This is a genomic window from Pseudarthrobacter sp. HLT1-7, from assembly GCF_059383435.1.
Window position 1 is genome coordinate 13,642 of record NZ_JBWZCH010000007.1, and the last position, 18,921, is coordinate 32,562.

The 18,921-nt window shown below is 66.5% G+C and carries 21 protein-coding genes; 12 read left to right on the forward strand and 9 right to left on the reverse strand.

The features are described from left to right. Positions 1 to 57: 57 nt before the first annotated feature. Entirely contained in the window at positions 58 to 375 is a 318-nt protein-coding gene (locus AC50X6_RS08595; protein ID WP_494965809.1) for a DUF6221 family protein, read from the reverse strand. A 104-nt stretch (positions 376 to 479) separates the two neighbouring features. Then, positions 480 to 2,354, reverse strand: coding sequence for a Na+/H+ antiporter (locus AC50X6_RS08600; RefSeq protein WP_494965810.1), 1,875 nt, complete (start codon positions 2,352 to 2,354; stop codon positions 480 to 482). 158 nt (positions 2,355 to 2,512) lie between these two features. On the opposite strand from AC50X6_RS08600, the gene AC50X6_RS08605 reads away from it, so the two are divergent. The 4 genes from AC50X6_RS08605 (at position 2,513) to AC50X6_RS08620 (ending at position 7,146) form a co-directional block, all read left to right on the forward strand. Next, the gene (locus AC50X6_RS08605) at positions 2,513 to 3,859 is read left to right on the forward strand and encodes a sensor histidine kinase (RefSeq protein WP_494965811.1); all 1,347 of its coding nucleotides are present in this window, start codon (positions 2,513 to 2,515) and stop codon (positions 3,857 to 3,859) included. Continuing rightward, positions 3,852 to 4,532 (forward strand): response regulator, encoded by a 681-nt coding sequence (locus AC50X6_RS08610; RefSeq protein ID WP_494965812.1) that lies wholly within the window; start codon positions 3,852 to 3,854, stop codon positions 4,530 to 4,532. The genes AC50X6_RS08605 and AC50X6_RS08610 overlap by 8 nt, the downstream gene beginning before the upstream one ends. Then, entirely contained in the window at positions 4,510 to 5,115 is a 606-nt protein-coding gene (locus AC50X6_RS08615) for a hypothetical protein (RefSeq protein WP_494965813.1), read from the forward strand. Before AC50X6_RS08610 ends, AC50X6_RS08615 begins: the two co-directional genes overlap by 23 nt. A gap of 255 nt (positions 5,116 to 5,370) precedes the next feature. After that, positions 5,371 to 7,146, forward strand: coding sequence for a putative bifunctional diguanylate cyclase/phosphodiesterase (locus AC50X6_RS08620; RefSeq protein ID WP_494965814.1), 1,776 nt, complete (start codon positions 5,371 to 5,373; stop codon positions 7,144 to 7,146). Positions 7,147 to 7,173: 27 nt separating this feature from the next. Here the strand turns inward: AC50X6_RS08620 and AC50X6_RS08625 are convergent, their stop codons facing one another. Then, positions 7,174 to 8,490: a S8 family peptidase gene (locus AC50X6_RS08625; RefSeq protein WP_494965815.1), complete on the reverse strand. Its 1,317-nt coding sequence runs from the start codon at positions 8,488 to 8,490 to the stop codon at positions 7,174 to 7,176. Positions 8,491 to 8,972: 482 nt separating this feature from the next. Here AC50X6_RS08625 and AC50X6_RS08630 point away from each other — a divergent pair, with 482 nt between their 5' ends. From AC50X6_RS08630 to AC50X6_RS08640, 3 genes are all read left to right on the forward strand, one after another. Next, complete coding sequence (locus AC50X6_RS08630; protein ID WP_494965816.1) at positions 8,973 to 9,722, forward strand: GAF and ANTAR domain-containing protein; 750 nt, start codon at positions 8,973 to 8,975, stop codon at positions 9,720 to 9,722. 348 nt (positions 9,723 to 10,070) lie between these two features. Beyond that, positions 10,071 to 10,253, forward strand: a complete 183-nt coding sequence (locus AC50X6_RS08635; protein WP_494965817.1) for a hypothetical protein — start codon at positions 10,071 to 10,073, stop codon at positions 10,251 to 10,253. Between the two features lie 507 nt (positions 10,254 to 10,760). Then, on the forward strand, positions 10,761 to 12,119 hold the full coding sequence (locus AC50X6_RS08640) for an alpha-amylase family glycosyl hydrolase (RefSeq protein WP_494965818.1): 1,359 nt from the start codon (positions 10,761 to 10,763) through the stop codon (positions 12,117 to 12,119). On the opposite strand, the gene AC50X6_RS08645 is transcribed toward AC50X6_RS08640, so the two are convergent. Then, positions 12,107 to 12,358 (reverse strand): DUF2630 family protein, encoded by a 252-nt coding sequence (locus AC50X6_RS08645; protein WP_494965819.1) that lies wholly within the window; start codon positions 12,356 to 12,358, stop codon positions 12,107 to 12,109. The genes AC50X6_RS08640 and AC50X6_RS08645 overlap by 13 nt on opposite strands. Before the next feature lie 264 nt (positions 12,359 to 12,622). On the opposite strand from AC50X6_RS08645, the gene AC50X6_RS08650 reads away from it, so the two are divergent. Both AC50X6_RS08650 and AC50X6_RS08655 read left to right on the forward strand, forming a co-directional pair. Next, positions 12,623 to 13,048, forward strand: coding sequence for a VOC family protein (locus tag AC50X6_RS08650; RefSeq protein WP_494965820.1), 426 nt, complete (start codon positions 12,623 to 12,625; stop codon positions 13,046 to 13,048). Between the two features lie 122 nt (positions 13,049 to 13,170). Then, complete coding sequence (locus AC50X6_RS08655; RefSeq protein ID WP_494965821.1) at positions 13,171 to 13,518, forward strand: cytoplasmic protein; 348 nt, start codon at positions 13,171 to 13,173, stop codon at positions 13,516 to 13,518. Positions 13,519 to 13,627: 109 nt separating this feature from the next. On the opposite strand, the gene AC50X6_RS08660 is transcribed toward AC50X6_RS08655, so the two are convergent. From AC50X6_RS08660 to AC50X6_RS08680, 5 genes are all read right to left on the reverse strand, one after another. Beyond that, positions 13,628 to 13,912, reverse strand: a complete 285-nt coding sequence (locus AC50X6_RS08660; RefSeq protein ID WP_494965822.1) for a cupredoxin domain-containing protein — start codon at positions 13,910 to 13,912, stop codon at positions 13,628 to 13,630. A 47-nt stretch (positions 13,913 to 13,959) separates the two neighbouring features. Further along, on the reverse strand, positions 13,960 to 14,601 hold the full coding sequence (locus tag AC50X6_RS08665) for a hypothetical protein (protein ID WP_494965823.1): 642 nt from the start codon (positions 14,599 to 14,601) through the stop codon (positions 13,960 to 13,962). 48 nt (positions 14,602 to 14,649) lie between these two features. Beyond that, entirely contained in the window at positions 14,650 to 15,351 is a 702-nt protein-coding gene (locus AC50X6_RS08670) for a sortase domain-containing protein (protein WP_494965824.1), read from the reverse strand. A 24-nt stretch (positions 15,352 to 15,375) separates the two neighbouring features. Then, the gene (locus AC50X6_RS08675) at positions 15,376 to 16,149 is read right to left on the reverse strand and encodes a hypothetical protein (RefSeq protein ID WP_494965825.1); all 774 of its coding nucleotides are present in this window, start codon (positions 16,147 to 16,149) and stop codon (positions 15,376 to 15,378) included. Between the two features lie 250 nt (positions 16,150 to 16,399). Continuing rightward, entirely contained in the window at positions 16,400 to 16,798 is a 399-nt protein-coding gene (locus tag AC50X6_RS08680; RefSeq protein ID WP_494965826.1) for a cupredoxin domain-containing protein, read from the reverse strand. A 242-nt stretch (positions 16,799 to 17,040) separates the two neighbouring features. Here AC50X6_RS08680 and AC50X6_RS08685 point away from each other — a divergent pair, with 242 nt between their 5' ends. The 3 genes from AC50X6_RS08685 (at position 17,041) to AC50X6_RS08695 (ending at position 18,804) form a co-directional block, all read left to right on the forward strand. Beyond that, the gene (locus AC50X6_RS08685; RefSeq protein WP_494965827.1) at positions 17,041 to 17,250 is read left to right on the forward strand and encodes a hypothetical protein; all 210 of its coding nucleotides are present in this window, start codon (positions 17,041 to 17,043) and stop codon (positions 17,248 to 17,250) included. A 70-nt stretch (positions 17,251 to 17,320) separates the two neighbouring features. Further along, positions 17,321 to 18,139, forward strand: coding sequence for an alpha/beta fold hydrolase (locus AC50X6_RS08690; RefSeq protein WP_494965828.1), 819 nt, complete (start codon positions 17,321 to 17,323; stop codon positions 18,137 to 18,139). Further along, positions 18,136 to 18,804, forward strand: a complete 669-nt coding sequence (locus tag AC50X6_RS08695; protein ID WP_494965829.1) for an esterase/lipase family protein — start codon at positions 18,136 to 18,138, stop codon at positions 18,802 to 18,804. Before AC50X6_RS08690 ends, AC50X6_RS08695 begins: the two co-directional genes overlap by 4 nt. Positions 18,805 to 18,921 lie beyond the last annotated feature (117 nt).

Here is an 18,921-nt window from a genome sequence, read left to right on the forward strand (position 1 = left end):
CCAACACCGGGCCGGGCGCAGATATTTCTGCGAGTGCGGTCCGCGGGCCGGCGGAGCTCAGAGCCGCAGCCAGTCCTGATTGAAATCCGGGTGCTCAAAGTAGGGCAAGGCCAGGGCGTTTAGCGAGTGTGCCATCCACTCGATCGACTCCGGGATCAGCGGCCGCTCCCCGGCGGGCTCGCTGACCATCGCCGTCAGGGCAGCCTGGCGCGCGGATTCCACGATGCCGATCAGCCGCCGTTTGGCCTCGCACTCCAGCAGCAGGCGGCGTTCGTACCACTCGCCCGAAATCGAGACGGATCTGTCGCCCAGGAGGGTCCGCGCCGCAGCCTCATCTTCGGTGATGCGCTGGGACAGGAAGTCAACAATGTCCACACCTCGAGGGTACGCGCGACCCCTCGAGGCCGGATATGCGCGCGGACGCGGCTGTGCGGTGCAAGGTTTGCTCCGGATCATCCGAACGGGAAACGCACCCGCCGTCACCCCAGCACATCGTCCTGGTAGCACCAGCGCCAGTCCTCGCCGGGTTCGGCGCTCCGCATGACCGGGTGGCCGGTCGCGTCGAAGTGCTTGGACGCATGGGTGCCGCGCGAGGAATCGCAGCAGCCCACGGTCCCGCACGCTAGGCACATCCTGAGGTGCACCGGCGTCGTCCCTTCCCGGGCGCAATCCGCGCAGAACGCGTCGCGGGGGACTGCCGGGGAGGGCGCCGAGTCCAGATGCTCGCAGACCCCGCCCGGCCGGCGGACGCCCTCGCCGCCGCCGCCGCCGGAGGTGTCCAGCTCCTCCAGCGAGGCGTCCAGCATGGACTCTTCAACATCCAGCCGGTCCAGCACTTCGCTGAGGACCTCGTGGGCGTACTCGCCTCCGCGGCGCAGATCCAGCACCTTCGCCCGCTCCGCGTCCAGCATCGCCAGCCGCAGTTGGGCGTAGCGCTGGCTGGGGGTCGACGCCTCCGCCGAGGGACGGCCGAGGCGTTCCCAGGCCGCGAGTCCGCGTTCCTGTGTCCTCCGCTTCAGCATCGCCATGACTTCGGGCGGATCGCTCTCGGTGCGCAGTTCCTGCAGCCGCTCGACGCCCGCCGCTGTGGCCTGCTGCATCAGCGACGCCTGGTTGAGGGCGTCCTCGCGCGGGTCCGGTCCCTGGACGCGCAGCAGCCGGACCAGCGCCGGAAGCGTGAAGCCCTGGAGCGCCAGGGTGCCGCCCACCACCACCATAGCCGCGAGGACCAGCACGGAACGGTGTTCCAAATCCGCCGGCAGCACCAGCACCGCGGCAAGGGTCACCACACCGCGCATTCCCGCCCAGGACACGATGGCCGGGAATTGCCACGGCGGCGCCGGGTCGTTCCGCTGGATGGACGGGATCAGCCGCGGCAGGTAGGTCGCAGGGAACACCCAGAGCGGCCGGAGCAGCAGCACGGCCAGCAGGATCACGGCGCAGCCGGCCCAGATCCGGGCCGACCCCAGCGAATCCCCCTGGACGCCTTCGATGATGGTCCGGACCTGCAGCCCGATCAGCAGGAACACGGAATTCTCCAGCAGGAACTGCACCGTGTTCCAGTTGCTGCGCTGGCTCAGCCGCGCGGCGCCGTTGGGCATGGACGGCGCCTTCGTTCCCATCACCAGGCCGGTGACAACGACGGCGAGGACACCGGACGCGTGGATGGCCTCGGCAGGCAGATACGCCAGGAAGGGCGCCATCAGCGACGTCGAGGTGTTGATGGCAACGCTGCGGATCCGCTTGCGGAGCTCGGTCAGGACATAGGCGGCCGCAAGGCCCACCACCAGGCCGCCACCGGCCGCCACCAGGAAACCGCCGGCGATGTCCGCGGCAGAGACGGTTCCGCCGATGGCGGCGATGGCAGCGCGGAGGCAGACCAGGGCGGTCGCGTCGTTGACCAGGGACTCGCCTTCGAGGATGCTGACGATTCTGCGGGGCATGCCCACTTTCCGGGCGATGGCTGTTGCCGCGACGGCGTCGGGGGGCGCGACGACCGCGCCGAGGGCGATGGCTGCGGCCAGCGGGATTTCCGGAAACAGCCACCAGACGACAAAGCCGATACCCACCGTGCCGAAGATGACATAGCCCACCGACAGCAGTCCAATGGAACGGCGGTTCGAGCCGAAATCGAAGAGCGAGGTCTTCAGCGCCGCAGCGTAGAGCAGCGGCGGGAGCAGGCCCACCAGGACGAGTTCGGGATTCAGTTCGATCCGGGGGACGAAAGGCAGGAAAGAACCGGCGACGCCGGCCAGCACCAGCAGCAGCGGGACGGAGACGTTGATTTTCCGGCCCAGTGCGCTGCCCGCGCACACCACCGCAACGAGTACCAGCAGTCCGAGAGCGACGTCCATAGGGCCATTCTGTCAGGTGCGGGAACGGATGCCGCCGGACGGCCCCTATGAGAAGGTGACCCGGCGGATTGGCCCAAAGGATGAATCTTCTGGCTTTGAGGTTGAGCTGGGCAGGAATTGTCGAAGCCGGGCCCTCTGCCGTGGATAGGGTGACAGGCATGGAACCACTTCTGAAAGTCTTGCGGTACGGGGGCGCCCCCGCGGCGGCCGTTCTCTTCTTCACGCTGTGGTGCGTGGCTGAGGCCGGCCGGATGGGACCCTGGCCGGGCCTACCGAGCTGGATCGGGACCTGGCCGCTGCTGATAATGACGGCCGCAATCGCCTCGGCGGGCTGGAAGCCCTATGTGTCCCTCGGATTCACGGTTGCCCTGCTCGCAGGCCAACTTGTGCATGTCATTCCCGCGATGTATACCAATGACTGGGCGATTTACCTCGGCTCCTTCATTGCCCTCGGCTTCATTCAGTGGACGGCGGGCCACAGGACGCGGCTGGTGGCCGCGGGGGCCAACGTAGCCTTCGCAGCAGTCATGACCATGATGATGCTCTCCTGGCGGTACAGCAACGGCCTCGGTTGGTATGGGGCCACTTACGCCGGTGACCGCTACACGTTGGTCAAGTACGGCTGGCAGCTTTTCGCCCTGCTTGCCTTCATCGCCGCCTCCTGCGCCGCCGTCGGCCTGCTGCTGGCCCTGTACCAGGAACGCGGCAGCCTGTTCCGTGGACGAAGCCTTGCGCAGAGCAGCCTGAAAGAAACCGAAGTGGACCTGATCATAGAGCAGGAACGAACCCGGATAGCCCGCGACCTCCACGATGTCCTGGCGCACTCCCTCGCCGTGATTGCAGCTCAGGCCGATGGCACCCGCTACCTGAGCAAGGACCAGCCGAAAGCCGTGTTGAACGCCCTGGAGAACATTGCGACGTCGGCCCGGAGTGCCCTGGTGGACGCGCAGCGCGTCATCGAGGGTGTCCGGGACGACGGCCTCGTCACGCCCCAGCCGCGGCTCAGCGACGTCGAACCGCTGGTGGAGCGGATGCAGGACAGCCTCAGCCTCGAGCGCAGCGCCTCCGGGGTGCCTGTGGAGCTTTCCGCCGGACAGCAGCTCGCGGTGTTCCGGATCGTCCAGGAATGCCTGACGAACGCCCTCAAACACGGGGGCCGCGGCACCGCGGTGCGGCTGCACCTCGACTGGAGCGGCCCCGGGCTGACCCTGCATGTGGCGTCGGAGGTGCCGTCCGCCGGTTTCGGCAGCCCGGAAAGCGCCGGCGAACCAAGGGTGGGCCGCGGCCTCGCCGGGATGCGGGAACGTGCGCACCTTGCCGGCGGCTGGGTGACGGCCGGACCGGACGGCGAACAGTACCGCGTGACCGTTTTTATCCCCTACGGGGCGAGGATTTCCGACGCCGGGGAAGTAGTCGACGAGGACACCGGTTTCCGGCTGGTTCCCGCCGGAACATCCGCCAGGCTCCCGGACGAGTCCCTAACGGAAGCCGGCGTCCGTGGCTGATGCCGGAGCGCGCATCTCCGTGGCGCTCGTCGATGACCAGCCGCTGTTCCGGGCCGGGATCCGTATGCTGGTCGAAAGCCAGGCGGATATGGAGATGTCCGGGGAAGCCGCCGACGGCGAACAGGCAGCTGCGCTCGCCGCCGAACGGAGTCCCGACGTTATGCTCATGGACCTGCGTATGCCGGTGCTCGACGGCGTCGCCGCGACCCGGCGGATAGTGCAGCAGGCGGCGGCATCCGGGAGGGCCGCGCCCAAGATCATCGCCCTGACCACCTTCAACCGGGACCAGGCCGTCGTCGAGGCTGTGCAGGCCGGCGCCAGCGGCTACCTGCTCAAGAGCGCGGAACCGGAGTTCCTGCTGGCTGCCATCCGCACCGTGTACTCGGGATATTCCGTGATCGCTCCAGGGTCGGTGCAGGCGTTGTTCCAGCACGCAGCCAGGACGCTGCCCTCCCCGGGGCCGGACCTGTCAGTGCTCGAAGTCCTCTCTGCCCGCGAACGGGACGTTTTCCTGCTGGCAGCCAAAGGCCTGGGCAACGGCGAGATCGCCGAAAGCCTGTTTGTTTCCGAGGCCACCGTCAAGACGCACCTTAGGAGTGTGCTGGACAGACTGGGGCTCGGAAGCAGGCTCCAGCTGGTGGCTTTCGCCTATGAGCGCCGTCTTTTGGGCTGAGACCTCCGCGGATGCGGCAACGATTCGGGAACGAATGCCGGGCAAGGCAATCCGTTCGGTGCTGACCGCCAATAATGAGGAGATGACGGCCTTATTCAGGCACCCGGTTGTCGATCGCAGCCGGCGATCTTTAGCGCTGGTCGCTGTCACTGCCGCCCTGGCCGCTGCTGCTGCCTCGGGATGCGCTTCCTCCTCGGGGAACGGGGACCCACCCTGTTTTCCGCCCGCTTTTTCAGTGCACCCGTCGAATGCGAAAGCGGGTGAGACGGTGACCGTCACGGCCCCGGACGCTGGCTGCAATCCCCGCTATGGTGGGAACGCCCGTATCCAGGTGACCGTCACGGATGCGTCCGGCGCCGAGGTGGTCAACACCACGGCCCCGATGAATGACGCCGGCGGATTTACTTACACTTTTGAGGTTCCGGCCCAAGCGGCCGCCGGCGCCGCGGTTGTCATGGCCTTCCCCTACAACATCGACTGGTGTGATGACACCGGCAGGAACAACCGTGCCGCTAGGGCTGCGGTGTCGTTGCAGCGGGCATCTTGTGTCATGCCAACGAAGCCGCTGAACATCACCCGTTGAGGTCAGCGGGCGCCAGCCCACCACGTCGAGATCGCTTCAACTGGGTATGCCCGATGCCAACGTCCCGGGTGTGGTTCCGGGAACTTGGGCGCCGGCGCTCAGCTCGTCTGGGAGGGGTCCGGATTCAGCCCCGTGCGTCAGCCACGGACTCCACCCGCCGCCCACGCCCCAGCCCATATCTCTGAGTGAGAGTTGTGTCCCTATTAGTCGCGCACTTTTTAGGTTCTGTTCGCTTCCGTCCGGTAGTAAGAGTCGGTGAGCACCGATCCAGGCATTTCCGTCCAGGCCCCGCGCCTGGCATCCCCCACCTTGGGCGATCTCGGGTCTGAGGCGCTGGTTCTGCCCGGAGACACGCCGTCCGGAGAAATCGAGGGGATGTTCCGCGCCGACCGCGGGCTTCGAGGGGTCGTTGTCGACGTGGATGGAACCCCGTCCCTGCTGACCAGAGACCAGCTGGACTACCGGATGACGGGACGTCTGGGGTACGGACGGGCGCTCAACACCCGCCTCGGGGCGGCGGCCCTGCTTCCGCAGACCCGGTACACCCTCCCGCCCTCCCTGGATCTTCGGGCTGCCGCCGCCGCGCTTCTGGGCAGGCCGGAGGAGGACCGGTACGAGGATCTGCTGGTCCTGGCCGGGGACGGCCCGCGGATCGTACCGGTGTCGGAAGTCTTCGAGGGTCTGTCTGACCTGTTCCGGCACGATGCGCTCCATGACCCGCTGACTGGTTTGGCTAACCGCCGCCATCTGGGCGAGCGCGGTGCCGCCCTCATCGGACGCGCGGGGTCAGCAGCGACGGCAGTCCTGTACCTGGATCTGGACGATTTCAAGATCATCAACGACACCTTCGGACACCGGGCCGGCGACGCTGTGCTGGCCTCCTTTTCCGCCAGGCTCCGGGCATGCACGAGGCCGGCCGACCTGGTTGCCCGGCTTGGCGGGGACGAATTCGCTGTACTGCTGGTCGACGCCGATGAGGCCACGTCCCGCTCGATCGCTCATCGGATCCTCAAAGCGCTGGCAGCGCCCTTTACCCACGACGGGCACGAACTCCGGCTCTCGGCGACCGCGGGGCTGGCCATGGCGACCGACGTCGACGGCGAGGACGCGGCGGCACGGCTGGAGTACCTGCTCCGCCACGCCGACGCGGCAATGCTTCAGGCCAAACACGAAGGAAAACGCCGCCTGGGCCGTATCGACCCATGCCGGCCGGCCACCCGGTTCGCACACCAGGCCCTCATCCGCAGGCGCCTTCCCGGCGCCCTCGCCACTGCGGGATTCAGCCTGCACTACCAGCCGCTCATGGACATCGCCACCGGCTCGCGCCATTGCGTGGAAGCCCTGCTGCGCTGGGAAGACCCGGAGCTGGGGGCGGTCGCTCCGGATGAGTTCATCCATGTTGCCGAACACACCGGTGAAATTCATGCAATCGGCCGATGGATCGTCGACCGGGCCTGCGCCCAGGCCCGTATTTGGGCGGACGCCGGCACGCCCCGGGCTATTTCAGTGAACATCTCGCCCGTGCAGCTTACGGCCGGAAGTCTGGTCACGGACCTTCATGCGGCCCTGCGCCGGCACGGGGTGCCGCCGTCCTTGCTGAACATCGAGATCACCGAGACCGCCGCAGTGGTGGACCTCCAGTCGGCCACGGAACAGTTGCGTGCCCTGATCGACTCCGGCATCGGCGTCGCCCTCGATGACTATGGGACGGCGTATTCTTCCCTGGCCATGCTGCGCGACCTTCCCCTCACCGGGCTGAAGCTGGACAAGTCCTTCATCGACACCATCGACACTGACCCCACCTCCGCCATTCTCGTGGCCGGAGTCATCGGCGCGGCGACGGCGCTCGGGCTGACGACTACCGCAGAGGGCGTGGAGAGAGACACCCAGCTGGAAGTCCTGCGCGGACTCGGCTGTCACACCGCCCAGGGCTACCTCATCTCACGCCCGCTTCCGCCCAAAGAGCTCGACCAAGCCCAAGATATTCTTGACAAAGCCCATGCCGGACGGGAAACAATGTCCCCGCGATAGTAGGGGGATCTGCTCCTGCCGGGCCGGTCAGTACTTGGCGATCTGCGCCAGATAGCCGTAGTACTGCCCCTCGATCGGGTGGAACGGGTCGCCGTCGAAACCGAAGTCGCGATTGTTCCTGTTGTAGGCCTCGGTGTGGTCCAGGAACTGTGACATCACGTCCTTGCCAGAGCCCTCGCATTCCTCGCGGCTGATGCACAGGGCCACCGATCCCGCGACCGCGGGACTGGCGAAACTGGTTCCGTGGGCCACCGCGTAGCCTCCGGGCGCCGTTGACGTCATGCAGACCCCGGGGGCGGCGAGGGTGTGGGCCTTGTCCTTTCGCTGGCTGGCGAAGTTGGAGAAGAAGGCCGGGCGGTCGTCCAGCTGGCCCAGCCGGGACCAGTCCTCGGTGCCGCAGGCGGGAGCGGCCAGGCCTTCGGGTTTTCCGTCGAAGTCGGCCATTGCTGTGGCGGTCAGCACCTCGTCGTAGGTGGCGGGGACGGTTCCGGCGATGTCCTCAGCGGAGTTACCGGCCGCGACGGCGTAGACCACGCCGGCCTTGACCGAGCGGCAGACGGCGAAGTGCATCGGATCGATGCCCTTTCCGCAGCCGGCGGTATCGGCGCCCGGGCCGCCGATGCTGATGTTGGCCACCTGGATGTCGTTGGCTTTGTCCCTGTCCTTGCGCGTCGCCGTCACCCAGTCGATGGCGCAGATGAGCATGTCTTCGGTGATGACACCGGCGTCGTCCCCCACGCGCACGGACCACAGCGGGGTCCCCGGCGCCGTGCCGATCACGCCCAGCTTGTTGTCTTTGGCTCCGATCACGCCCGCCACGAAAGTCCCGTGGCCCACGGGATCCGTGGGCGTCACCTTGACCGGGGATCCGGAGGAACAGTCGATTCCGCCGCGCACATTCAGGTCCGGATGGGTGCCGTCGATTCCGCTGTCGATGACGGCGACATTGACGTTGACAGACGTCTTGCTGCCCTGCTGCTCCGCATCATCGGGCGGATTTCCGCCGAGACGCAGCCACCAGAAAGGCGCCAACTGGGTGCTGGGCTCCGGGTCCTTCGGCTTATCGAAGGTCCGGGACGCTGCGATGAAGTCGACGCCCGGATCAGTTGCGAGGCGTGCCGCCGTGGCCGCTGTCATCGTGGCGGCGTAGCCGTTGACGGCTTCCCGGTAGACCGTGGACACGGTGAGGCCGTAGGTTCCCTGATGGGCCGCGGCCGCGGCAGCCGGATCGAGGCCGTCATGGAGCACCACGATGTATGTCTGGTGCGGCTCGGCAGCGGCTGAGGGGACAGCGGCTGCGAATCCGCCGCCCGTTGCCAGCGCCGCAGCCGCGAGACTGGCCACGATTCGACGGAGCCAGGACTTGATTCTGGGGGGAGCGGCGTTCGCCCGGTATCGGCCTGGCAGTGCGGCTGCCGGTTCCGGCTGTGCTGGTGATGCCTGACGGCGGGTTGCGCTGAACATAGTGGCCTCCAGTAAGCGTCTTCGCTTTGAGTGCCCCCCTGTCCTAGCTTAGGCCCGCAGCTTGGTGATGCACCCGCACCTTTGCGGAAACTTCGGACAGCCACCGGGCGGAGGCGGACGACGGCGGGAGGTTCCCGCCGTCGTCCGCCTCCGGCGTTTCGATCAGCGCCCCGACATGGCAACACCCTGCATACTGCAGCGATAAGGCCGGATTGCCGCCGATGTCCTGCGAGAGAACACGCCCGGTTAAATCCTCGTCCCAACTTCTCCCGCCGGCCGTCGCGCGGCGGAGTATATTTCGAAGTGAGGCAGAATTATTCGAGCCGACGTTCGAGCCGGCACTGGCATAAGGAGGCGTCAGGATGGTTTCCAAGTCAGCGGAAACCGGTGACCGGACGACGGCGGAGCAGGACGCACCGGCGATGGGCGCGGCTGACCTTGCCACCCGCCTCGGCAATATCGCACGGCAGTTGCAGCAGGAAGATGACACGGATTCCATGCTGGCGGGAATCGTTCATGCCGTGCTGGAGTTGGTGCCGCACGTAGCCGAAGCCTCGGTCAGCCTGATCAGCGGCCGCCACGAGATCGATTCGCGGGCCGCGTCCGGCGATCTTCCGCGCCGGGTGGATGCCCTCCAAAGCCAAACGGGTCAGGGGCCGTGCATGGACGCGTCCTATGAGAAACGCGTCGTGAGCGTCCCGGATCTCAGCAAAGACCAGCGCTGGCCCGATTTTTCCCAGGCGGCCTACGACCTCGGGGCGCGGAGCATGCTTTCCTTCCAACTGTTCGTTGACGGCGCCCACCTCGGCGCCCTGAACCTCTTCGGCAATGAGGTCGGCGTATTCGACGCCGAGTCCGAGCGGATCGGGGCCCTGGTTGCAGCCCATGCGGCGGTGGCCGTGGCCGGTAGCCAGCAGGTCAGCCAGCTCACCCAGGCGCTGGATACGCGGGACCTGATCGGCCAGGCCAAAGGCATCCTCATGGAACGGTTCAAGATCACCGCCCATCAGGCGTTCCTGCTGCTCTCACGGGCAAGTTCGGAGCTGAATATCAAGCTCCACGACGTGGCGGAGCAGCTGACTGTCAGCGGGGAAATGACTAAGAAGCGCTGAACGGCGTTCCGGCGGATCTGCTAGCCGGCATTTTCGTTAGTTCGTCGGGGGTCTGGGCGCGGTCGGCGGACTCTGGGACATGCCCCGCGCCGGGGCCAGCGGGTGGACATAGTGGCATTATGGCCGGTCCCGGGTGCGAAGAATGGGCATGTCCCGCTCGACTGGACAACGGCTCAAGGGGACATGCCCCGCGCCGGGGCCAGCGGGTGGACATAGTGCCATTGTGCCCGGTCGCGGGTGCGGAGAATGGGCATGTCCCCCCGGCGCGAAAAGGTCCAGACTCCGTCTGAGCCCCGACGAACTAACGAAAATGACCAGTAGCCGGCTGACTTCGGCAGGCTCCACGCCGTGACCGCCACTGCGCCGCCGTCCACGATGTCGAGGGTCTTTGTTGAGCTGCTGCGGCAGGCACCGGTGAAGGAGGCCGACCAGGACGGAGTCCACCTGGGTGTCGCCGGCGGCGGCCATGGCATTCCAGCCGAGGAAGGCCTGGGCTGTGGCGCCCGGATGCGGAATGAAACTCGAAATTGAGAGTCGAAGTCAGACGTCGGCTTCGGCATCTTGACCTTCGCCCTCAGCGCAGAAGCAGCCCGGTCACACCATTTTCCGGTGCGTGGGCTCCGGCGGCCGACCAGTCCGCGGTGGCGACCAGTGGGGCCCACGCGGCAATGATTGCCAACAAAATCAGTAGCAGAAACCAGCGCGGCCAAAAAAACGGCCCCCGCCGCACGTGCTTTGGTGACAACGCCTGAGTCCCCATGTTCCCGTCCCTTCAAATCTCCGCTGGTCAACCGTGGTGACCGCATCTCCGAATCGTAGGGCCTGCGCCTTGGAACTTCCTTGAGAACCGGGCCAGTTCATTCCTGACGGGCCGGAATGTGCTGGAGACTCCGATCGGAGCCGCCGGTAAGCCGCCGGCCGCGCTCCGGCTGCCCGGCGTCGCCCGGCAGCCGGCAACCGCCGGCGTGGACCACTGGCAGAATGGGGAACTGACGTATTCTTCGAGGAAAGGCCCGTGCAGCCATGACGGAACCAGCCATGACGGAACCAGCTGTGACGGAACCAGACTGGGTCCGGCACGCTGTATGGTGGCAGGTCTATCCCCTGGGATTCACCGGCGCGGAAAAAGCGGCCCTCCCCGGGGATGCGGCGGTGCAGCACCGCCTCCTGCAACTGCTCCCGTGGCTCGACTACGCGGTGGAACTGGGCGCCTCCGGCATCGCCCTCGGCCCCATATTTGCCTCCGAGACCCATGGCTACGACACTACGGACTACTTCCGGATCGATCCCCGGCTCGGTGACGACTCCGACTTCGATGAGCTGATCCGGGAGGCCCACGCGCGCGGCCTCCGGGTGCTGCTGGACGGCGTGTTCAACCATGCCGGCCGTTCCTTCCAGCCGTTCCGGGACGTCCTGGCACACGGGCCGTCCGCCGCCACCGCACCGTGGTTTCGGCTCGAATGGCCCGCCGCCCGCTGGGCTCCGGGAGCGGAGCCCGGCTACGCGGACTTCGAAGGCCACCACCACCTCGTCGCGCTCAACCATGACCACGCCGAGGTTGCCGGGTTCGTCGCCGGGGTCATAAAGCACTGGCTGGGACGTGGTGCGGACGGCTGGCGGCTGGACGCGGCCTACGCCGTTCCGCCGTCGTTCTGGTCCGCAGTGGTGGGCGCGGCGAAGAAGGACTTCCCGGAGGCCTACGTCGTGGGCGAGTACATCCACGGCGACTACGCCGCTGAGGTCCGCGCCGGCTCGCTCGATTCCGCCACCCAGTACGAGCTGTGGAAGGCTGCCTGGAGTTCGCTCAATGACGGGAACTTCTACGAACTTGCCTCGACGCTGGAGCGGCACAACGCCCTGCTGAACACTTTCGTGCCGCTGACCTTCGTCGGCAACCACGACGTCACCCGGATCGCCAGCAAACTCACCGACCCGGCCCTGCTCCCGCTGGCGCTCGTGGTCCTTTTCACCGTGGCCGGCACACCCGCCATCTACTCCGGCGATGAGCAGGGCTTTCGCGGCATCAAGGAAGACCGCGCCGGGGGAGACGACGCCGTCCGGCCCGCGTTCCCGGCCGAGCCGTCCGGACTCTCCGCCGTTGGCCGGCACATCTACGAACTGCACCGCCAGTTGATCGGCGTCCGACGGCGGCACGCCTGGCTGCATGCGGCCCGCACCGAAGTGCTGGCACTGAGCAACGACCACCTGGTCTATGAAGCCAAGGGGGAGGGGTCGTCACTGACGGTTGCCCTCAACCTCTCGCCCGCAGCGGCGGAACTGGAGGTGCCGGCGTCGGCCGCCGTGGTCCTGGCCGGCGACGGGCACCTGCAGTCCGGGCGGAACGTCGCCGCCGTTCCGCCGCGGGGCTGGGTAATCCTGGGCGGTCAGGACTCGTAGTTTTCAACCTGCCGGACGGGGCGCGGTGCCGCCTCGTCCGGGTTCTCGCCGTACTGCAGCTTCGCCCGCCGCTGCCGGAGAAGGTCCCAGCACTGGTCCAGGTCCTCTTCAACGCTCTTCAGCCGCGCGTGCTCCGGGCCGTGTTCATAGTCCGGTGAGGAGGAGGGCGCCTTCTCGCGAAGCGCCTGTTCTTCCTCCACCAGTGCCGAGATTCGCTCAAGGATGTGCTGTTCGTCCATGACGGCCTTCTTTCTGCGTAGCGTCCTCCCGCCAGCGTAGCGAGCCGTCGGCGCGGGGGCCAGATCCCGACTCTTGGCATGAATCCTCGGGAAGCGGCCGGGACCTGGCGCGCGATCGCTGCTGCGGGCATGGCCGGATGGACTTCGGCAGACAGCTACCCAGAACGGCTGATGTGGGGCAGGATATGCCGTGTAAATGTGCGCCGATACCGCGGCCGCAACATGGCACCCTGGCCGGCGCCCCAGCTGCAAGGAGTCACAGACATGACCACACTCAACCCTTACCTAGGCTTCCGCGACAATGCCAAAGAAGCCATGACTTTCTACCAGTCGGTGTTCGGCGGTGAGCTGACCATGAGCACCTTCGGCGACTACCACGCCAGCGAAGACAGCGCCGAACAGGACAAGATCATGCACGCCATGCTGACGACGGATAAGGGCATGGTGCTGATGGCAGCGGATACACCCAACAGCATGGCCTACACCGCAGGCGGCAGCGTCTCCGTGTCCCTCAGCGGCGCCGACGACGCCGAACTGCGCGGCTACTATGACAAACTCGCCGACGGCGGAACCGTCACCGTGCCGATGGAGCAGGCACCCTGGGGGGATGTCTTCGGCATGTGCACGGACAAGTTCGGCACCGACTGGATGGTCAATGTCGGCCCCGAGCCGGGTCAGACCCCGGGCTAAGGTTTGGACCGGTGCCTCGTGACCCGGGCTCAGCCCGGGCGTGAATCCATGGTGAGGCCGCGGTAGTCGCCGGCCCGTCGGCCTCTGGCGTTCTCCTCGCCCGTTGGCGTAGGCTCTCGCCCATGGGTAAGGATCCGGTAGCAAGCAACCCCCGGCTGTATCGGGTGGTCTTTGAAAACGAACGCGTACGGGTACTGGAGTACACCGACACACCGGGCGACAAAACTGCCGAACATCACCATCCGGACAGTGTGATGGTCACACTGAGCTCCTTCCGCCGCCGGCTGTCCGGTCACGGCGACAGCGTCGACGTCGAAATTCCCGCCGGGACGGCGCGTTGGCTGCCCGCCCAGGACCATTCCGGTACAAACATCGGCGACACCGCCACCCACACCATGTTTGTGGAACTCAAGGAACCGGCCCCGGCCTCGGCAGAAGGTCCGGAACCCCTCGGCCCCGCTTCGCACTAGCCGCCGCCGTGTGTTCCGTTGTCGGTTCCCAATGCGGTGCGGGCGGTTCGTTGCTTTGACGGCAGCGGCTGAAATAGGTTCGGTGCGGGTTGATATCTGCCGTGGGATCCTATTTCACTGTGAGGGTTCCGCGCATGTTGCCATGGAATGTGCAGTGGTAGGGGTAGGTCCCGGGCTCAGCCGGCGCGGTGAAGGTACCGGTGCCGACTTTGACGCTGGCATCGAAAGTGGAGCCTGCGTCCGCGGTGATCGTGTGCGCTTCAATATCTTCGTTGGTGACGGTGATCATCGCGCCGGACCCGGACATACCGGGGCCCCCGCAGCCGGAGAGCGCCAGTCCGACTGCTGCTATTGCGAGTCCGAGCGCCCAGGGTGTTCTGATGTTTGCCGTCATGAGGAGACCTTTCCGTAGGCCTGCTGGTGGCGGTCAGGATGGGTGTGTCAGGGGTGTTCGATCCAGCACGCCAGGATGGTGGTGGAGAGCTGGTAGGCCAGGGCGTTCCTGGTGATGTTGTCTGGTCCAAGGGTGGCGGGCAGATCGGTGGCGTCGACGTGCAGAATGAAGCTGTCTTTCTGGAACACAGCGGATCCGTCGGGGGTTTCGTAGGCGGGGAAGCCCAGGTTGGCGAGGCCGTCGATGGGGTCGGCGTCCTGCGCCAGGGCCTGCATCGCGTCGAAGTACTTCAAAGCGGAGGCCTTGTCGGCGGCTTCCTGGACGGAGACTACCAGTGACCCTTCGTCCAGGTGGTAGGTGCAGGTGTAGGTGTTATTCGCCCAGTCATTGATGCTGTGCGGGTCCGAGTCCAGGTCCAGGATGGACGTGAGCCTGTCCTTTGGCTGGTCCCCGCAGATCATCAGGGCAGCGTCACTGGGACCGTCCTTGGTGGCGCCGGGCGAGGACGTTTCCCCGCCGTGATGCCCGCCGCCGTCACTGCCAGTGTGACCTGTCTCGGGCGACGCTGCGGACGGGGCCGGCGTCGAAACCTCCGACGGCGCGGATACGGACCCGGAAGCGGCCGCGCAGCCAGAAAGCAGCAGAGCGGACAAGGCCACGGAGGCCAGCAATGGCGTGCGGTGTTTCACAGCTCTTTCCGTCCTGGCCGCTCTGCCCTTTCGGATCAGCGGCCGTTGTCAGGCTTTGATTTTTGCGTAGATGACGTAGTTGTCATCGAATAAGCCGGTGGCGGGGTCGTAGCCGTCGCAGGTGATGAGCCGGAGCTCAGCGTCTGGGGTGTTGCCGTAGACCTCGAGGGTGGGGAAGGCGTTTTTGCTGTAGAGGGCGCCGCGCTCAACGGTGAACACGGCGGTGCTGCCGTCGGTCCGGGAGACGTTGATCTCGGCGCCGGGGGTTAACTTTTGCAGGTCGGCGAAGACTCCGGTATTGCCGCCGAGAGCGTTCACATGGCCCAGCATCACCGAGGGGCCGCGTTCGCCGGGTGTGGGGGAGCCGTTGTACCAGCTGGCGGGTGCGCCGCTGCCTGTGTCCGGCGGCACCTCGAGGGAGCCGTTCTCCCGTAGCCCCAAGTGGAGGAGATCTGTACGAACCCCGATCGAGGGAATGCTTAGATTGACCGGCGCCGAGGCGCCCATCACCGGCGGAAGCTGCTTTGCGGCCGGGGCCTCGGGCGTGGCGGGGGCCTGGGCGGCCGTCGCCTCGGGCGGAACCGCGGGAGCGCCGGACGCCAGCGAAGAAGAATTGGAAGCAGATGGAGCCGATCCGGTATCCGGGGCACCGTCCGGTCCGGCGCAACCTGCCAGCGGCAGCAGGAGGAGGACCCCGGCCGCCACGGAGGCCCGGAGGCCTCCGAGGCGGCCGGGGTTCTCGGTTCTCATAATATTGATCCGGTCAGCCGGTGCTTAGGCTGCTGCGCCGGCAGTGATGCGGCGGCGCACTGCGTAGGCTCCGCCGGCGAGGGCTACGAGGGCGAAGCCACCGCCGACGGCGAGTGCTCCGGTGTCGGTGCCGGTTTCCTGGGTGACACCGGTGTCAGCTCCGCCTGCCGGCATCTTCATCTGGCCAGCCTTCAAGGTCCCGCACAGGGCAGGCGATGTGGCGGCCAGCGGAAGGGTGGGGGCCAGATCGCTCTTGGCGGCCTGGCCTGCGGCGCTCAGGGTGGCGGGATCAAGGCCGTGAACGACCACAACCGCGGTGCCTGCCTCCAAAGCTGCCTTGGTTTCGGCGTTCAGTTCGAACGTGCGGTCAACGGTGTAAGCGGCGCCCTGTCCGCCGACCTTGAGGTCAAGCCCGGCTGCCGGGCTGGTATCACCGCTGGTGGAGAGGGTGGTCACGATGGGGCCGTAGAAGGGATCGCCTTCGGTCGTGGAGATCACCGCGTCGCCGTCCTTATCCGCCGAAGGTGCCGGGCAGACGCCCTGGGCTCCGCCGTGGATGTGCTGCACGTGCGGGTACGGAGCGTCCATGAACGTAGCGGGCATCCCCGAAACCTTCAGGACAACGTGGGCCTGGTTGCCCTTGACATCAACAGTGATGGTGCCCGAGCCTGCGCTGCCGTTGAGCTTGCCGAGCGTTGACTGGTAGGACTGATCCGCTGCCATCGCCGGGGAGCCGGAAAGGGCCACGGCGGCCAAGGCCAGGGTGGGGACTGCCATAAAGCGAAGTGTCTTATTCATGGGGGAAATCTCCTTTTACACGCGCGTGTGATGTAGGCGCCCCCAAACAAGGGGCCAGCGGTACTTCGGAGCGGTACCGGGAAAGGATGGGAATAAATGTGGTCGCCGCCACTATTTTTTTCTAGGACTCTGCCTGACCGGCGGCCGGCGGACTTTTGGGGCCGGTGAACGTGCCTGGATCAGGCGGCTGAGGCGCTGCCGCGGCGGCCGCGAAAGCGGTCCGTGACCCTTTGAGTGCAACGTTCACCGCTCATTCCACGACCAGTGTCCCGCTCATCTTCGGATGAAAGCTGCAGATGAGCGCGTACTCACCCGGAGCATCCGGAGCCTGGAAAATCACCGTCCCGCCGGCGGGCACGTCAATGTCGAACCCGCCCTGTTCCTTGGCGGTCAGGGTGTGGGGGGCGCTGTCCGCGTTGGTCACCGTCACCGTCGCCCCCGGCTTCACCGACGCCGGAGCCTCGAAGGCGAAATCACGGATCGTAATGACCGCCTCACCGCCCTGCGCCGAAGCATTGGAGGACGGGACCGAGGAACTGCTGGCGGCAGGCGGCGGCGGCGACGGATCCTGTCCCTGTGTGGCGCAGCCCGCAATGCCGGCCAACGACACGGCCGCGGCTACGGCCAAAGTACGATTTAGTGCTCTCATGGCAATCCCCTTCACAGGCGTTTTGTACTCCGTGCACGCCGGACGACGCGCTCATCAGGAAACTACCCCGCGAACCCTATTCGCCGCCGCCGCCCCGACGGACTGCCCCACCAGCATCCCGGCAGTATGTCTGGTGGCCGGCGGGTCCGTGTGTTCCCCGTTCGCCCCGGGCACGGCTATCCTGTAAGCGGCCAGGGCCCCGCACAGTAGCGTCCACCTTTCCTGGCCCAGAGAGGCATGCAATGACCGAGAAGCTGCACCTCAAGCCCGAAGATGACTTTCCGGATGACCTCAGCAAGGTGAAGGACAAGGAGCTGCAAGTCCTCGACAGCCAGGTCCAGCGCCAGCTGGACCACGAATATGTGGCTGAGGGCGAACCGAATCCCGAGACCGAGTTCCGGCACTATGACCTCGACGAGGAATTCAGCGAACGGGACAAGCGCGACGAGTAGCCGGAGCGGTTCTGTCAGTATGCTTACTAGGTACTGGATATAGCAACACAGAACAGAAACGAGTCCCACTATGAGCAGGCCCGACCGTCTGGTGATCGAGGCCGCAGGCCATCTCGGCCATGTGTTCGCTTCCCGCCGACCGTCTGCTCCGGCCCCGTTCCCGGCCAAAGCGCGGGCAAGGCCCGCCGTCGTGCTTATCCACGGGATCGGCGCTTCGCACCGCTATCTCCGCCGACTCCACGCGCTCCTGGCTGAATCGGCTGACACGTACTCAATTGACCTGCCCGGGTTCGGCGCCACTCCCAGGCCTGAACACACCCTCACCGTCGCGGACCACGCCACCTACATCCTCGGCGCCATGGAACAGCTCGGTGTGCTGGAGTTCGTGATCGTCGGGCACTCGATGGGGAGCCAGTTCGTCACGGAGGCCGCCCTGCAGCAACCGGGCCGGATTCCCTACGTTGTCCTGATGGGACCGGTGGTGGATTCGAAGCGTCGCACCGTGGCACAGCAGGCCCTGGCGCTGGGCCTCGACAGCGTGCTCCATGAGAGCCCCTCTTCGAACGCCGTCGTCTTCACCGATTATCTCCGCTGCGGGCCGCGCTGGTACCTCAAGACCCTGCGGGTGATGATGGACTACCCCACGGACCAGAAGATCACCCGCGTCACGGCGCCGGTCCTGGTGCTGCGCGGCGCCAATGATCCGGTGGCCTCCACCGGCTGGAGCCGCCGGCTGGCCGAACTGGCACCCAACGGGCGGTTGCTGGAAATCCAGGGGACCGGCCATGTGGTCCAGCACAACCGCGCCGACGAGGTGGCCGAGGCCATCACGGCCTTCGCCGGGCTCCGGACTTCGGCCACGGACACTCAGCAGGTGAACCCCGCATGAGCGGCCCGCTCCGGGCTGCCGCCTGGTGGATCCAGGACTATCTCTATGCCCTCGGGCGGCAGCTGTGCAGCGCCGTTTCCAGGACACGCCCGGCCAATTTCCTCAGCGGAACCGGCCGGCCCGTCGTCGTGATTCCGGGAATCTATGAGGACTGGCGCTTTATGCTGCCGCTCGTCAAGCGACTTCATGACGCGGGGCACCCGGTGCATGTGATGACAGTCCTGCAGCGGAACCGGCTCGCCGTCCCCCAGGCGGCGGAGCTGATTGCCGGTTACCTCCGGGACCGGAAGCTGAACGACGTGATGATCGTCGCCCACAGCAAGGGCGGGCTGATCGGCAAATACGCGATGATGTCCCTGGACCCGGACGGGCGCATCAGCGGCATGGCCGCCGTCTGCACGCCGTTCTCCGGCTCCCGCTACGCGTCCTTTATGCTGCTCCCGAGCCTGCGCGCTTTTTCACCCCGGAACGCGGTAACAGTGCAGCTCTCAGGCGAGGAACGCGTCAACGAACGCATCACGTCCATCTACGGGATCTTCGACCCGCACATCCCCGAAGGAAGCGTGCTGCCCGGCGCCCGGAACGTCCGGCTGGAAACCGCCGGCCACTTCAGGATCCTCGCCCACGAAGACACCATCCGCACCATCGTGGACGCGGCCGTCTAGCGGTCATTTTGCGCCGGGGGACATGCCCATTCTTCGCTCGCCGGGACTGGGCATGGTGCCACTATGTCCACCCGCTGGCCCCGGCGCGGGGCATGTCCCTTTGGGCGGGTGTCCAGT

Bases quoted from the DNA above. Each gene is read 5' to 3' on its own strand.
- AC50X6_RS08660 (WP_494965822.1), bottom strand. From the start codon at position 13,912: ATGACGGCAAACATCAGAACACCCTGGGCGCTCGGACTCGCAATAGCA.
- AC50X6_RS08690 (WP_494965828.1), top strand. From the start codon at position 17,321: ATGAGCAGGCCCGACCGTCTGGTGATCGAGGCCGCAGGCCATCTCGGC.
- AC50X6_RS08640 (WP_494965818.1), top strand. From the start codon at position 10,761: ATGACGGAACCAGCTGTGACGGAACCAGACTGGGTCCGGCACGCTGTA.
- AC50X6_RS08680 (WP_494965826.1), bottom strand. From the start codon at position 16,798: ATGAGAGCACTAAATCGTACTTTGGCCGTAGCCGCGGCCGTGTCGTTG.
- AC50X6_RS08675 (WP_494965825.1), bottom strand. From the start codon at position 16,149: ATGAATAAGACACTTCGCTTTATGGCAGTCCCCACCCTGGCCTTGGCC.
- AC50X6_RS08695 (WP_494965829.1), top strand. From the start codon at position 18,136: ATGAGCGGCCCGCTCCGGGCTGCCGCCTGGTGGATCCAGGACTATCTC.
- AC50X6_RS08645 (WP_494965819.1), bottom strand. From the start codon at position 12,358: ATGGACGAACAGCACATCCTTGAGCGAATCTCGGCACTGGTGGAGGAA.
- AC50X6_RS08685 (WP_494965827.1), top strand. From the start codon at position 17,041: ATGACCGAGAAGCTGCACCTCAAGCCCGAAGATGACTTTCCGGATGAC.
- AC50X6_RS08615 (WP_494965813.1), top strand. From the start codon at position 4,510: ATGAGCGCCGTCTTTTGGGCTGAGACCTCCGCGGATGCGGCAACGATT.
- AC50X6_RS08605 (WP_494965811.1), top strand. From the start codon at position 2,513: ATGGAACCACTTCTGAAAGTCTTGCGGTACGGGGGCGCCCCCGCGGCG.
- AC50X6_RS08655 (WP_494965821.1), top strand. From the start codon at position 13,171: ATGGGTAAGGATCCGGTAGCAAGCAACCCCCGGCTGTATCGGGTGGTC.
- AC50X6_RS08630 (WP_494965816.1), top strand. From the start codon at position 8,973: ATGGTTTCCAAGTCAGCGGAAACCGGTGACCGGACGACGGCGGAGCAG.
- AC50X6_RS08670 (WP_494965824.1), bottom strand. From the start codon at position 15,351: ATGAGAACCGAGAACCCCGGCCGCCTCGGAGGCCTCCGGGCCTCCGTG.
- AC50X6_RS08650 (WP_494965820.1), top strand. From the start codon at position 12,623: ATGACCACACTCAACCCTTACCTAGGCTTCCGCGACAATGCCAAAGAA.
- AC50X6_RS08600 (WP_494965810.1), bottom strand. From the start codon at position 2,354: ATGGACGTCGCTCTCGGACTGCTGGTACTCGTTGCGGTGGTGTGCGCG.